This window comes from Aeromonas sp. ASNIH5 (genome assembly GCF_002902865.1).
Classification (GTDB): domain Bacteria; phylum Pseudomonadota; class Gammaproteobacteria; order Enterobacterales; family Aeromonadaceae; genus Aeromonas; species Aeromonas caviae.
The window spans coordinates 2037311-2051451 of the sequence record NZ_CP026122.1 but is presented as its reverse complement, the minus strand read 5'-3'; the positions used below and the strand labels follow the sequence as shown (position 1 = coordinate 2051451).

At 67.0% G+C, this 14141-nt stretch carries 15 protein-coding genes; 2 read left to right on the top strand and 13 right to left on the bottom strand.

Annotation, left to right across the window (positions count from 1 at the left end; genetic code table 11):
- The first annotated feature begins 6 nt into the window (after positions 1-6).
- Together C2U30_RS09415 and C2U30_RS09410 are read left to right on the top strand one after the other, a co-directional pair.
- Complete coding sequence (locus C2U30_RS09415) at positions 7-639, top strand: RES family NAD+ phosphorylase (protein WP_003090219.1); 633 nt, start codon at positions 7-9, stop codon at positions 637-639.
- Positions 640-723: 84 nt separating this feature from the next.
- Positions 724-1089 (top strand): DUF3742 family protein, encoded by a 366-nt coding sequence (locus C2U30_RS09410; RefSeq protein WP_003090216.1) that lies wholly within the window; start codon positions 724-726, stop codon positions 1087-1089.
- An 11-nt stretch (positions 1090-1100) separates the two neighbouring features.
- Here the strand turns inward: C2U30_RS09410 and C2U30_RS09405 are convergent, their stop codons facing one another.
- The 13 genes from C2U30_RS09405 to C2U30_RS09345 all read right to left on the bottom strand — a co-directional run bounded on the left by C2U30_RS09405 (position 1101) and on the right by C2U30_RS09345 (position 14139).
- Positions 1101-2621, bottom strand: coding sequence for a conjugal transfer protein TraG N-terminal domain-containing protein (locus C2U30_RS09405; protein ID WP_003090214.1), 1521 nt, complete (start codon positions 2619-2621; stop codon positions 1101-1103).
- A gap of 13 nt (positions 2622-2634) precedes the next feature.
- Positions 2635-2994 (bottom strand): hypothetical protein, encoded by a 360-nt coding sequence (locus tag C2U30_RS09400; RefSeq protein ID WP_003090212.1) that lies wholly within the window; start codon positions 2992-2994, stop codon positions 2635-2637.
- The gene (locus C2U30_RS09395) at positions 2991-4385 is read right to left on the bottom strand and encodes an integrating conjugative element protein (RefSeq protein ID WP_003109770.1); all 1395 of its coding nucleotides are present in this window, start codon (positions 4383-4385) and stop codon (positions 2991-2993) included. Before C2U30_RS09395 ends, C2U30_RS09400 begins: the two co-directional genes overlap by 4 nt.
- Before the next feature lie 9 nt (positions 4386-4394).
- Entirely contained in the window at positions 4395-5345 is a 951-nt protein-coding gene (locus tag C2U30_RS09390) for a TIGR03756 family integrating conjugative element protein (protein ID WP_034137615.1), read from the bottom strand.
- Positions 5342-5788, bottom strand: a complete 447-nt coding sequence (locus C2U30_RS09385) for a TIGR03757 family integrating conjugative element protein (protein ID WP_003109772.1) — start codon at positions 5786-5788, stop codon at positions 5342-5344. Before C2U30_RS09385 ends, C2U30_RS09390 begins: the two co-directional genes overlap by 4 nt.
- A gap of 164 nt (positions 5789-5952) precedes the next feature.
- Positions 5953-6447, bottom strand: coding sequence for a JAB domain-containing protein (locus tag C2U30_RS09380; RefSeq protein WP_003090203.1), 495 nt, complete (start codon positions 6445-6447; stop codon positions 5953-5955).
- A gap of 175 nt (positions 6448-6622) precedes the next feature.
- Complete coding sequence (locus tag C2U30_RS09375) at positions 6623-7390, bottom strand: DsbA family protein (protein WP_003090202.1); 768 nt, start codon at positions 7388-7390, stop codon at positions 6623-6625.
- Between the two features lie 24 nt (positions 7391-7414).
- Complete coding sequence (locus C2U30_RS09370) at positions 7415-10306, bottom strand: conjugative transfer ATPase (protein ID WP_103243649.1); 2892 nt, start codon at positions 10304-10306, stop codon at positions 7415-7417.
- The gene (locus C2U30_RS09365) at positions 10306-10755 is read right to left on the bottom strand and encodes a TIGR03751 family conjugal transfer lipoprotein (RefSeq protein WP_003109775.1); all 450 of its coding nucleotides are present in this window, start codon (positions 10753-10755) and stop codon (positions 10306-10308) included. Before C2U30_RS09365 ends, C2U30_RS09370 begins: the two co-directional genes overlap by 1 nt.
- Positions 10736-12154 carry a TIGR03752 family integrating conjugative element protein gene (locus tag C2U30_RS09360; protein WP_003109776.1) on the bottom strand — a complete coding sequence of 473 codons (1419 nt, stop codon included), beginning with the start codon at positions 12152-12154 and terminating at the stop codon, positions 10736-10738. Before C2U30_RS09360 ends, C2U30_RS09365 begins: the two co-directional genes overlap by 20 nt.
- On the bottom strand, positions 12144-13055 hold the full coding sequence (locus C2U30_RS09355) for a TIGR03749 family integrating conjugative element protein (protein ID WP_003105643.1): 912 nt from the start codon (positions 13053-13055) through the stop codon (positions 12144-12146). The genes C2U30_RS09360 and C2U30_RS09355 overlap by 11 nt, the downstream gene beginning before the upstream one ends.
- Positions 13052-13744 carry a PFL_4703 family integrating conjugative element protein gene (locus C2U30_RS09350; protein WP_003105641.1) on the bottom strand — a complete coding sequence of 231 codons (693 nt, stop codon included), beginning with the start codon at positions 13742-13744 and terminating at the stop codon, positions 13052-13054. The genes C2U30_RS09355 and C2U30_RS09350 overlap by 4 nt, the downstream gene beginning before the upstream one ends.
- Positions 13741-14139 (bottom strand): TIGR03750 family conjugal transfer protein, encoded by a 399-nt coding sequence (locus C2U30_RS09345; protein WP_003105639.1) that lies wholly within the window; start codon positions 14137-14139, stop codon positions 13741-13743. Before C2U30_RS09345 ends, C2U30_RS09350 begins: the two co-directional genes overlap by 4 nt.
- Positions 14140-14141 lie beyond the last annotated feature (2 nt).

The window sequence follows — 14141 nt, the reverse complement described above, 5'->3', positions numbered from 1 at the left end:
ACCGCCATGAGCCGCGAACTGCCCTTGTTCTTGATCGATGCGGGTGAACTGCTCCAGCATGTGAGCCGCGTCGTCTATCGGGGCAGCCCGCTGTACTATGGCCGCAGCGGCACCAATCGCTACGACGACCCGGCGCGGACCTACGGCGTGCTCTACCTGGGCCGCGACCTGTCCACGGCGCTGATGGAGTCGGTGTTTCACAAGCACCAGTGGCTGGCGGACGAGAAGCGCTCGATTGCGCTGAAGGAAGTCGAGAGCCGGCTCGTGCGGGCCGTGGGGGTCCTGGACGACGTGCGCTTGGCCGATCTCACGGCCGAGGGTGTCATGGCGGGTTACTTCGGCCTGAACCTGGAACAGTTGGCCAGCCGCGACTACACGCACACGCAGCAGGTGTCCGCCCAGGTGCATGCGATGCTCGGCGATGATGGCCAGCCGCTGTTCGACGGGGTGCTCTATCCGTCGCGCAACAACTATCCCGCCAAGAGCATCGCCCTGTTCGAGCGTGCGGCAGCAAGAGTCGGCGTTGTCGATGACATCGACCTGGTGGACCATGTGGACTGGCCGCGCTTCGTTGCCACGTATCGCGTCGGCGTGGAGCCTGATCCCGGGCCGGTGGAACCGGATGACGAAGCGTCCTGAAGCGGCAAGAGAGCACATTGAAGCCCCAAACAGAATGAAATGGACCAAACTGGAATAGGCATCCCTCTGTAGCAGGAGACGACCATGAACACCACGACCCGCATCAGCACCGCAGAACGCCTCGGCCGCACCTTTGGCCGCGGATGGCGCGCCTACGCGCGCGGCGAACGTCGGGCGTCGAACTGGTTGGTGTCCAAGGGGGTGCCGGCGGCCGTTGCCACCGCGCTCGTGTGGGTGGTCAAGCTGTCTGTGGTGGGATTGCTGCTCTACGTTGCTTTTTGGTTCGCACTCGTGTTGTTGGGCGTCGTGGCGGCGGCGTGGGCTGCTGCTGCCAATACCTCTGACGAGGACGAGTGGCCTTTCACCGATCTCACAGAACTGCGCAAGACACCGGGCTACGATCCCAATCTGTACAACGATACGTCGCACGAGTTGTACACCGACGACTGACGGACTCCGGGCTACTTCAGCTTGCCTCCCGTGAGTGCCCCAGCCCCCTTGCCCCCGGCTTGGCCGGCGCTCTTGCTGCCGTCCGACAACCCCTGAATGGCATGTCCCGCCCGAATTCCAACCCAGGTCAGGCTTGCCAGCCAGAATCCTGGCAGCACCAGGAACATCGTGCCCGCGACGAACATCAAGAGCATGTCGCCGAACGCATTGTTCAGCCCCACCAGCGGGTCGAAGTTCGTGTGTGGCCGGTTCCAGCCAAAGCCCCAGCCATAGAGCGCATCGAGGATAGTGCTGTCGATCCAGCGAGCGAGCTGGAACCAGAAATCCACGAAGAACAGCGCGAATTGCACGACGCTGACCGTGACGACCGTCTTCAGGTCATAGGTGCCCACGACCAGCACGAGCGGGATGCAGATGACCAGCGCCATCTTGAGCAAGGCGAGGACCATGGGTAGAGACTGTCTCACGACGTCCATGGCGGGAAACGCGGCAATCGCGCCGACGGCCATCCCAACGTCTCCCGTGGCCCGTGTCACGATGTTCGGCAAGGTCTTGTCGATCTGGCCTCCGTAGTCCGTATAGACGCTGCCCTGGTTCAACTTCTGCTGCCGCGGTGACGCGATGGCTCGGATCACCGAGTCGTCCACCTCGGCCCGGCTCAGGAACCCGGCCCAGCCCGCCAGGCGACTCAACAGGCTCGGGTCCACCTGACCCAGCAGGCGTGCCCGCAGGCCGTTACTTCCATCGCTCCACCACTGGCGGCAGGTCGGGTAGCCGCCACCGCTGGCCACCTGCGCAAGCCCTGCGTCGCGGGTGCTGTCATAGGGCCAGTCCTCGCGTGGGGTGCTGGAACGGTATGTGTCGTAGTAGCCGTTCGTGTCGGTGAAGAACCGCGATCCGATCCAGGTCACGTCGTGCATCTGCTGCTCATCGAGCTGAGGGCGCTGCATGAACAATTTGGCCCGTGCAGGCCCATAGCAATCCCGCGAGAAATCCGCTACTTCCTGAGCCAGCACCGGGTCATCGATGCGCGTAGCGTCGATCTCCATGCGCATCTGCCGCAGGTCCGTGCCGCACGGGATCGCTGCCACCGAAGCGCCCGTGACGGCGCGCGAGAGCGCGTGCATGAACGCCCACCACACCGGCACCTTCGCCGACTGGTTGTTGATGGTGCTGAAGGACTGCGACCAGCCGGTATCCCCGGGCTGCGCCACGCTGACCTGGCACTGGGCCGAGCGCGAGCTGTCGTACTGGATGGTGTTCAGGTCCACGTCGATGAACGGAATGCCGGCGAACATCACCACCACGATGGCGACGAAGACCCGGTTCTCGATGCGGGCGGCGCTCAGCACGCCTTTGTTGCCCTCGTCGGCGCCTTCCGCACGGGCCTTCAACCACTCCTGCACGATGATGGCGACGAAAGGCAGCGCGAATACCCCGCTGGATACGAGGACCGCCCAGATGCCGTTGTTGACGATCCAGGACACGAGGGTTAGGTAGTACTCCAGGTAGTCGGTCGTGAAAAGCGTCATGGCCTCGATCCCCTCAAGCGGCCTGCATCAACAGGCTGGCTTCCAGCGCCACGATGGCAACAATGCCGGCGACCTCAGCGCGAATCAGCCGGCGTCGGGCCAGCGTGCTGTCCTCGCGCGCCAGCAGCCGCCGCCGCATCCAGACCCAGCCGCAGGCCGTCGCCCCGTACAGGAACAACCGCCACACGAAGAAGTAGCCCGATGCGGCCGCGAGCCACCGCTCCCAGCCGGCCACGCTGCCAACGAGATAGATGCCGGCGATGTTGGCGCCCACCGCAGCGGCGACGATCACGGCCGCCCACAGCAGTGCTTTCGCCGCACGCCGGCTGATGAGCCAGCGCAAGGGGCGCCAGGCCATGCGCTCCGCGCTCATGGCCGGCCTCCCGGATTGCCCTTCTGCAACTGGTCGAGGCGGTCGGGCACCGGATCGCCCTCATAGATGCCGCGCGAGCCTGCCGCGCGCGTGCCATGGCGCTGGATGATGGCCATCGGCGAGTTGTTCGCCAGCTCGCGCCGCAGTTCAAGTTCGGTCTTGAGGTTGCGGATCTCCCGGTCGAGCGTGTCGCTCTCGTGGTTCACGGCCTCGACTGCCAACTCGTTGGCTGCCACGTTGGGCTCTTTCTTGCCGGTGAGCAGCGTGCGCTGGAGCAGCAGTGCCTTCTCCAGCACCGACGAAAGCGCCACCTCGGACGCGAGGCGCCGCGCCAGCAGGTCCTGGTCCGGCTCGTCGCGCAGCGCCTCGATGACGCCGCGCGTGATCGGCAGCGACGTGCTGCCGGCCTCGCGCAAGTTCTCGAAGGTGGTGTTGCGCACGCCGGAAACCAGTTCCTGCAAGACTTCCAGCTTGGCTTCGTACTCCTCCTGGATCAGCGGCGTCAGCCCGACGCCGGGCACCGTCTCGGTCTTGGTGCAGGAATCGCACGTGCGCTGCACCTGTTCCCCGAGGACCCGGGTGGCCCATTCGGTCGCCTGCTGCGGCGACGTCCAGGTCTGGCAGGACAGGCTCGCGCAACTGGTGGACGCGATGGAGGATGTGTCCGTCACGCCGCGCCCGTTGACCAGGTTGTAGCCCGCGCGGGTGACGTCGCCGACCACGCGGATGGCGGACTGGCCTGCGCCACCGGCATTGCTGCCGCCCACCCAGGGAAGGCCGTCGTTGCCGCGGCGCGTCTCGGCCTGCTCGACGGCCGACACGGCATCGTTGCTGCCAACCGCGTCACGCAAGGCCATGCCTTCGGCCATCTGGCTCCAGCCAAGCTGGCCACCCGCAGTCTCGGCCATCTTCTCCGCCATGGCGCGGCACGTCAGCTTGGAGCGGTCGAAGTCCAGCCGCGCCTGCAGCACGCCGTTGGTCAGCAGGTTGTACAGGCCCGGATCGGCGCGCTGAATGATCAGCGCCGGCAGCGATGCAACCGCGCTGGTCGCGCTCTGGATCACGTTGCTCATGATCTGCTGAAAGCCGTTCGTGATGCCGTTGAGCTGATTGCGCAGCGTGGTCTGGATGCTCATGTCGCCGCAGATCAGGTTGCTGTTCCACCCCACGCCGACCCCGATGGAGCGCATGCCGGCCGCGCGGCCCATGGACACCGCACTGCCACCGCCGATCGAGTACATGACGTCATCGCCGAGGACGGGGCCGCTGTTCTGGTATCCGACCTGCGCCCACGCCAGGCCGCAGACCAGAGCGAGCGGGCCGGCCAGCGCCTTCGGGCGCAGCAGGCGGCACGCCTTGGCGGAAAGGTTCATCGATTCAGGACGCTTCATCGTGGCACCTCAGAGGAAATCGACGCTGCCCAGGAACACCTGCCCGCGGCGTTCGCAGCACGCATAGGGACGCCACAGCGCCCAGGCGTAGTCGCCTTGTTGGGCCTGGGTCAGCGTGCCGCTGTGCGGGAACACCACGCAGGTGTTGGACAGGCGCGGCGTCAGCTCCTGCCACTTGCCCGTAGAGGCATCACCCTCCATCAGCGCGCCGGCCGGCCAGTAGCCGTCGCGGGCGTTGACAAGCAGCGGCTGGTACACGTGGATCTGCCCGCGGCGCGTGACGACATCACCGGCGCGCTGGGCCACGACGGCCCCGGATTTGTAGTCATCGGTCTGATGCAGGAAGCCGCCGCGCGGATAGACATTGCCCCAGAGGTTCATCGTGGTGCGCGCACCGACCTCGCGCATGCCCGGAATCAACGCCTCCGGGTAGGCCATTTCAGGCACGTTGTAGCGCCAAGCCAGCGTGTCCAGGGTGCTGAGTAGATACGGCATGAAGGCCGTGCCCGCGCCTTGGCAGAAATAGCCCGACGACGATGCGAACTGGTTGAATACCTCGCCGCCAGGATGGCCGATGACATCGCTGTTCTTGAATTTGGCGAGGTTGTTTTCGTGGTCTTCGTTCGTGGTCCCATCCCCACCTGCCTGTGCGGATGGGTTGGGCGTGCTCATCGCCTGCACCTCGACCCAGGGGTTCTCTCCGGTGTTGCTGTAGCTGGAGACGACCGCATCGGGCACGTAGTGCCGGACCTTGGTGGATGTGCGCACCGTGCAGCCCGTCCAGGTGCAGTAGAGCCAGTAGCAGATGCCCACCACCCGGTACTCCAGGCAGTCCGGCGACATGACGGAGGACACGATGGTGGCGGTGTTCAAGGCGTAGCTGCCCGTGGCGCTGATCAGCAGCAGCGAGGCCACGGCGACGCGCAGGCGGCGCAGCAGGTCGAATGGGCGATGGGTCACGGCTGCGTCCTCCGGTGTTGCTCGATGCGCGCGACGGCCCGGGCCACGTCCGGCTCGCCATAGACCACAAAGCGTTGATCCACCACGACGGCCGGGATGGTCGTGACACCCAAACTCCATGCGTCGGTGACGCCCTGGTAGGCGGTGCCGATGCGGCGCTGAAGATCGGTGCCGCCTTGCTTCAGGCGTTGCCGGACGATGGCTGCTGCCCGCTCAGGGTCGGCTGGAAGATTCGCGGAAAGCTCGGCCTCGATCCGGGGCGTTTCGCCCAACTCGATCAGTCGCTCGCCGCCCATGGTCTTGACCGGGTGGCGGCTGTCGGTGACGACCACCACGTCGGCGGCGAAGGTGGCCGGGCTGAACACCGCCAGAGACGTCGGCAGCGCCACGGCCAGGCCAAGGGTTCGCCAGCCTGGTGCGAACCGGGTAAAAGCTGCTGGCATGTCATGTGCCCCGGAAGTTGATCAGGGCCATAGTCAAACGCCGAACCCCAGGCGGCCCCAACAAACAATGCGCATCGCGGCCACCCCGCATACCTGCTTGCGTCGCCGCAAAGAAAAAAGCGGAGGCCGAAGCCTCCGCGCTGATCAACGAAGCAGTGCAACCCTTACAGCAGGCCGGACTCCGCAAAGGAGAACGGGGCACCCTGGCCGACGATGATGTGGTCCAGTACCCGCACATCGATGAGCGCCAGCGCGGCCTGCAGTTGCTGGGTCAGCATGCGATCCGCGCTCGACGGCTCGGAAATGCCCGAGGGGTGCTGGTGCGCGAAGACCACCGCGGCGGCCTTCAACTCCAGCACACGCTGCACGACGACACGCGGATAGACCGAAGTCGAGTTGATCGTGCCCCTGAACAACGGCTCGTAGGCCAGCACCTGGTGCATGCTGTCCAGGAACACCGCGGCGAATATCTCATTGGGCTCGGCGACCAGCTTCACGCGCAGGTAGTCGCGCACGGCCGTGGGGTCGAGGAGTTTCGCACCCGCTTTGAAAACCCGCTTCTCCAGCAGTGCAATGGCTTGCTGGATGATCCAGTCCTCGTGTTGGGCAGCGATGGCGGAAAGCGACTCCAGGCAGGAGTCATTGACGACGAAAGACATGGCGAACCTCCAGACGGTGAGATCGGAGGGCGCGCGCCCTGGGAGGGCAAGCCCTCCTGGGGAACGAACAAGGTGCATCCATCACCGCGGCAGCGGTGATCGTTCGCGGCCAGGATGCGAGGCGAACGGGTTTCGGTCAGCGCAGTGGACTGCGCCGTAGCCTTGAAGACCGGGGCTACCTGGGCATGTCGCCGACGACGTCGGCAGGCATTTCCGATGTAGTAGGTGTGGCGGCGGGATCGCCGGCCGCGAGCATGTCCATGGCCGACAGCAAGGCATCGCCCTCGATCGGACCCTGCAGTAGGATCGCCTTGCCGGTTTCGCGATCGTGCAGCCGCAGCGACGGCGTGGCGGTCACGCCGCTGCTCGTGGCTTCCGCCGTCTGGGTGCGGATCGGCGCCTCGGGCCGTTCGCTCGCCAGACACTGCTCGATGGCTGGCGTAAGGTCGGGGTACCGCAGGTCCTCGGGCAAGCCCTGGCCGTCGCTGCGCGTGTGGGCATAGACCCACTCGACAGCCTGCCAGAAGGCGGCATGGCCGCCAGATTCGCCGGCGCACTCCGCCAGGCTCGCTTCGGCAGACGCGGCCGGCTCATGCGCGGCCAACGGGAGGTGGTGCCATTGCAAGGCCACGTCCGCGTTGCCGGCCACCCAACGCTTGAGCACTGGGAAATAGGATCGGCAGAACGGGCATTCGAGGTCCGCGTAGAGCGTCAGCGTGAAACGCCCTTCCGGATTTCCCATCTGCCACGGAGGCCCGGCCACCTGCGTCACGCTGACCGGCGTTGAAGTCTGGGGAGTGGACTTGCCAGAATAGCGGGACACGAGCCAGATCAGCAGCAGCGCTACCAGCACGGCGGCCAACACCCAGGGCCAGCTGAGCCTCCAGCGCCGACGGCGGAACGCCTGTACCTGCATCGGAATGGATGGGCGTTTCTGTTCCATGGCGTTCTCCGGTGTACGGCAGATTCAGGGCAGGTCCAGGGTCGGCGACTCGATGCCACGTGCCCGGTCGATCTTCTCAGCCACCTTGAAGGCGGCATCCAGCTCGCTGACGCCGTGCTGCTGCATGAGCTGGTAGCGTTCTGCCTTCTCCTCGGGCTCGGTTTGCGCGAGCGCGAGGTAGAGACTTGGCGGCACGGCGCGGAACAGCACTTCCATGCTCTTGGAGAGGATGACGCCCTCGGTGAACTTGCCCGCTTCCTTGCGTGCGGAGAGCATCAGCGCCTTCTGCGCCGGCGAGAGTTCGCGGAACCTGGCGATCTTCTCCACTTCGTCCGGCGGCATCGACAGGCACACCCACCACTCGATCATGTTGAGCATGGGCTCTGCGGCGCGCGGCAGATCGTCGATGTTTTGCGTCGCCAGCCAGAACCAGGCGCCCAACTTGCGCCACATTTTTGTAATTTTCACGACATAGGGCGCGAGCAGCGGGTTCTTGGTGATGATGTGACCTTCGTCGGTCACGTTGACGATCGGCCGGCCCAGGTACTGGTCGCGCTCGGCGATGTTGTTCACCGTGCTGATCAGGCTGATGTAGGCGATGGAGAGCTGCGCGTTGTAGCCCTCGCGGGCATAGGTCGCCAGATCGACCAGCGTGATGTCGGCCTCGGGCCACGGCGTGCCGTCACGGTCGAACATCTCGCCGTCCGTGCCTTGGCAGAACATGTCCATCGCGTCCGCCATCTCCAGCAGCCGCACGCGCCGCATCTCGGGCAGCGTCGGGTCCTGGCCACGGGCGCGCAGCGCGTTGCGCACGTCGCGCGTGAGCACGGTGCGCTTTTCGGCCACGCAATGTTCGGCGGCGTCGAGGATGCACTGGCGGATCAGCGAGCGGTCGGCCCGCGTCATCCGCGCTTCTTCCTTGTCTTCGCCGCCCGTGATCATCAGCCGCGCTGTGATCTCCAGTTCGCCCAGCACGTCGCGCTGCTCGTCCGCTTCCATGGCCGAGGCATCGGGGGGCAGGTCTTCGTCCAGCGCGTCGGCATCGAGCGTCTGTACGTCGCTGGGCGTTTCGATCAGCCGGCGTGCGTCGGCGAACGGCGCCAGGCTGATGCCCGATCCGGGGGCCAGCTTGACCCGGTTCACGGTCAGGCCCAGGCGCCTGGCGAAGTCGCTGAACAGGCCGAAGCTGTTGCCGGCTTCCACGATGAAAAGCCGCGGCCGGTAGATGGCCGTCACCTGGTTCAGCAGGTTGTTGAGCGTGGCGGACTTCCCCGAGCCGGTGGGGCCAAATAGAAACAGATGGGCATTCATCTGCCGATCCAACCTGTTCAAGGGGTCGAACGTAATCGGGCCGCCGCCGCGATTGAACATCGTGATGCCGGGATGCCCCGTGCCCTGGGCGCGGCCCCATACTGGCGACAGGTTCGCCGCGTGCTGGGCGAACATCAGTTGCGTGTACCACCGGCGCCGGTCCTTGCCGGGGTTGTAGCAGCACGGCAGCCAGCGCAGGTAGCTGTTGAGCGGCGCCACCTCGTCGTCCTCGCGCACCGGCTGCAGGCCGGCGTTGAGCATCACGTTCGCGAGGTCCAGGCCGCGCCGATCCAGTTCCGCCTCGTCGCGCCCGCGTAGGTAGAACGCCAGAGTGCCCCGGTAGAGCTTGTGCGCGCTGCCGATCAGGGAGCGGGCTTCATGCACGTCCTTGAGCGTCTGCTCCGACGCCAGCGTCTCGCCCACAGCTTTCTTCGCCAGATGGTTGAGGTCCGATTCGAGGACGTCCTGCGGCGTGGCCACCATGGTGAGACACATCAAGGTGTCCTCGGGCATCTGGTCGAACAGCGTGTTGATCGCGTCCCCCTTGCGGGTCTCGCCGGTCAGGTGCCCGGTGCCGGACGGCATGCGCAGCCGGTCGGTGATCAGCACGCGGTGCGGCATGCCGTCGAAGTACCAGGCCCCTTGCGCCACGTCCGAGCGCGGCTGCCCAAAGAACAGCCGCTGGCTGAAATCCCGCCCGCTCGCCAGCTCGATCTCGCCGGCCTCGCTTTCCTCGGTACTGTCCGGATAGCGCGCCAACGCGTAGAAGCGCTCCCGGTCCTCCACCCCAGGCCCGAGCAGCGTGGGGCGCGGGTTGAACCACCGCAGCAGCCAGTCGTGGACGTCGGCCGCGACCATGCGCCGGGCCTGGATGCCGGCGTTCGCCAGGCCGCCGCACAGGCGGTCGCAGACGATGCCCAGCATCTGCTCGGGTGTCTGGCCGCGGCGGTTTGCCTGTCCCTGTCCGCTCGCGCGGCGGTACACCACCATGCGCACGCGCCGCGTCTGGCCGCGCCAGCGCAGCCGCGTGACCACCGTGTCCTCGAACAGGCCGCCGGGCTTGGCCACAGCGCGCAGGTGGTGGCCGAAGAAGCGCAGGTAGAACTCGGTGAACGCCGAGCCGCGCGCACGTGGCTGCACGTAATCGCGCAAGGTCTGCATGTACTGGTCGAAGCTCGGTTCGTCCTGGGCATAGAGCTGGAGCACCCACGGGTTCTCGTCCAGTTCATCGAAGCTGTCCTGAAGCGCGTTTTCCAGGGCGTCGCGGGCATGCGCGAGCCAGCCGGGTTCCCGGCCTTCGGTGCCCAGCGGCACCAGCTCGTAGAAGGCGGCCACCGATTGGCCGTCCTCCAGGAGCATCGATTTCGACTCGGGCAAGAACTCCACCCAGGGCAGCAGTTCCACGAAGGACGGTGCGACGTCGTACAGCGCCTGCTCGTCGACCACGGTCGCCGGCTTGCGGCCCTGGACCGCGGCGCCGGGTTCGGGGATGCCGGCTTGCTGCAAGGCCTCGACGTGGCGCTGCCAGCCGTCCGGCTGCTCGTCGGCGGCGGTGTCTTCGGCGCTGACGGCAGCCAGCTTCGGCCATGGAAGTTTCCACCGCATCAGTAGTCCTCCGTCCTCTCGCCAGGCATCGCGTACTGCACGCGCTGGTACAAGGGGAAAACCGTCGTGTAGCCCGGCACGGGAACGGGGTCGGTGCCGGCCAGGTGCGGGTACACGTACATCACGAGATCGGGATTGGGCAGACGCTGGAACTGGCGGTGAACCTCATTGCGCGCGGTGCGCGTGTAGCGCATCTGCTCGACAGGTGCGGCCTGCACGTCGGCGTCGGTCAGGGGCCGACGCAGGCTCTGGCGCGCATCGAGCAACTGGCGGCCGGCGTTCCGTCCGGCTGCGCCACCGCCGTCGCCGGCCTCCTGCTGCCAGATGTCCATCATCGTGCGGTCACCGTGGGTCAACAGCTTTTCCTTGCTGGTGGCGCAGCCGGCGAGCACCGCGACGGCGAGGGCCAGTGCTAGGCCACGGGCCAGGTTAGTCAAGTTCAAGGGCATGGCTTTCTCCTGCGCGGTGATCGACCTTGCGGCCTTCGGGATCGAAGTCGATGGCGAGCGGCTTTTCGAGGTGGACGGCAACCTTGGCGCCGGGTTGGACATAGACGGCGGCGAAGGCTTGGCCGTAGAGCTTGTTGACCCAGGCCGACATGTCCCGGACACCGCCCGCGAGAATCTGGCCGACCGCTTCTTGGCCGGTGATGCCCACGGTGCCGATGGAGCCGTCCGAGCCGACATAGGACATGCGGCCGCTGCCACTCTCGATGAGCGAGGCCACACCGGCACCGGCCGCGGTGATCAGGGCCTGCGAGCCGAGGTATTGCTGGGCGTTGCTGCGCCGCTCGCCGCTGACGCAAGGAATGCCGTGGGGATCGCTGATCCAGCCCAAGCCGTCGCGCTGTTGGTTGTTCTGCTGGTTGCCCTCGCGGTCTTCGGGGATCGTGCGAATCGTGCCGTCGTTGAAGACGAACGTGATGCTGCGCACCTGACCTCGCACGCACGAGAGCGTCCAGTCGCCCGAGGCGGTGCCGCTGAACACGGCGCCGGCCACGTCGGGAATGTCGATGCCATTGGCGGTCAGGTTGTCCGGCCCGACCAGAACTTTGAACGGATAGGGATCGTTGACCGTGCCGTCGATCGGCACGCGGCCGATCAGGGCCGTCATCGCCACCGATCCCATTAGCGTCGAGTTGGTCGGCACGGTATAGACCGGCTTGGCATTCTTGACCCCGGCGGCGCGGGCGCCCGCGTTGGCCACGGTTTCAGCGGTGGTTTCGAGCGTGCTCTGCGCCGGGCCGAAGCTCGTGGGGAAGCTCATGCCGCCGCTCGCGCCACGCCCCCCGTTGCGCCCCTCGGCGGGCTTTGCGTCGTCCGGCTCGACCCACCGCACGCCGCCCTCCATGCCGGCCTCGTCGCCGCCCTGCAGCCCCAGGCCCACGGGCAGGTCCGCATGGCCGCCGCCGCGCCCGCCGATGCTGTCCAGGCGCCGCTGCAGGTCGGCGAGCAGCCCTTCGGTCTGCTGGCGCGCGCTGGCCGCCTGCTCTTGGTCGCGGCGCAGGTTGGACCGCTCGGATTCGAGCGCCGAGTTGATGCGCTGGTCGATGGAGTTCTCGCGCTGGCGCAGCCGCTGGTTCTCTTCACGCTGCGACTTGTTGTCCGAGAGCGCGGTCTGAAGCTCGGTGCGCAACTGCTTCACTTGGGCAACGAGCGTCGCCACGGTGTCGCGCGGGGTGTCGCCTTCGATGCCCAGCGCCTTCATTTCCTCGGGCGTGAGCTGGGCGCCGTTGTCCGCCGCGGGTGGCGCCGTGCCGCCTCCACCCGAGAACAGCCGGATACCGGCGAACAGCACCAGGATGGCGACAGGGATCATCAGCCACTTGAGCAGGCCGTTACTGCGCATGGCGGGCCTCCTTGGCGTTCTCGTCGCCGTCCGGCTGCGGCAGATGCACGGCAGGGTCGAAGCGGTGAATCGCCGGCAGCAGCGACTGCGCGAGGCCGCGGCCGCGCGTGACCAGGTACAGCACGGTCGTGTCCTCGGTCGTGCCGCGCGGGCCCAGCGCCTCGTGCTGGAAGGTGGCGGTGAGGAAATCGCCTTGCAGCACGCGCGGGTCGAGCGCGACCCAGTCGGCGCCGGTGTTGGTGAGGCGCACGGCAGTCACCCATTGGTCTTCCAGGCGCCACGACGCGAGCACGGCCGCGCGCACCGGCAGCGTTGGCATCAGTGTGTCCAGGTCGAGGTCGCGGGGAAGGTTGACCCGCATGACGCCCGGAAGCGGCTCGACGGTGCGCAGCGGTGCGTAGAGGTTCTGCGCGGCGAAGCGCGTCAGCACGACAGGGACCGGAGTTTCGCGCCGCGCGGTCCGCGCACCTGCCTGGCCCTGGGCGCGTGCCGGGGCCTCGGCACTGTCGGCCTGCTCGCCATAGCGTCCCGGTGCGCTGTCACCCTCGACGATGCGCACCGGCTCCAGCTCGGCTTCCCCGTCCTTGGGCGGTTCGGCTGCGATGTCCAGCAGGATCAGCGCGCCCGTGTCGGCGTCCTGCAGTTGCAACCGCGTGGGCTCGATCGGCTCGCTGGCACGCAGGTACACCGCGCCGCCCGCACTCTGCACGCGCAGGCGTTTGCCCACGCCTGCGGGCACGCCCACGCGCACGTTCCGGTCGATGAATACGATGCGTTCCTGACCGACCTTCAGCGGCACTGCCAGTGGCATGCGTTCCCAACGCAGGATCTCCACCGCCTGGGCGACGGGTGCCGCGGCCACGGCCAGTAGCCCCAGCAGCGCGAGTACAGGATGCTTCATGGGGTGTTTCCTCCTTGAGGCGCTTGCGGATTCAGGTCACTCGGCGCCGGGCGCGCCGGCTCCGGTGCACTGATGCGCTGGGGCGCGCCTTCGTAGCAGTCCAGCGCCAGGCCGAACGGGTTGCGGGCGGGATCGACGTCCACCCGCGTGACCTTGATCGGATAGCGCACCAGGGCGCGTTTGACCTGCTCGGCGCCGTAGTACTCGTCCGCCGTGATGTCCAGCGTCACCACCCAGTCGCGATCGGATACGGTGCGCACGCGCGCCGTGGGGTCGTCGCCATAGCCGCGGCCGGGAATCTCGTAGATGCCGCGCACGCGCTGACGCAGCTCGCCCGTGGAGCGGCGGTAGTCATAGTCCGCCCGCAGGAAGGCCTGGCAGGACGGGGTGAGGTACGGCGAGAGCGTATGGAGGTTGCGCGAGTAGTCTTCTTCGCCATTGGTCGGCCAGCGGTTCAGCGTCTGGAACACGTAGAACGTGAACGCATAGACCGATTCGGGCGGCACTTCCCACCACTTGCGGGTACTGCCAGAGCGCAGGTCGGGCGGGACGTGGATGGTCAGGTCGCGCGGCGCGCTCCACCAGCCGCCGCCCATGACCAGGGCGACAATGACCAGCGCGCCCGCGCCCAGGCGCAAGGTCTTGATGTGCGCCTGCAGGTGGGCGATCTCGTTCTTGAAGCGGCTCATCGCATGCTCCTGCGGGTGGACCAGAAGCCCGAGCGCGAGATCAGCACGTGGCCGCCCACCCAGCCGGCCATCAGCGGATGGCGCGTTGCGATGCGCCACTGCAACTGTCGATACAGCCAGGTGTCGGGGCGCCCACGCTTGAGGCGGCGCAGGATGCCGCCGCCGATGAACACGCCCAAGGCCACGCCCAGGACAACGAACGTCGGTGCGATGGCGATCGTGCGGAACACCCACGAAAGCGGCGCGCCGACCAGCAGGCCGGCCGCGCCGGACAGGCCGCAGCAGATCCACAGCTCGTCGGCGGTGAGGCCGCGCACGACCACGGGATGGCGGTTGAGCCGGTGCGGAAGGAACGTGACCGTCCCGTCCGCACGGACGTGCTGCTGCTCGGACATAC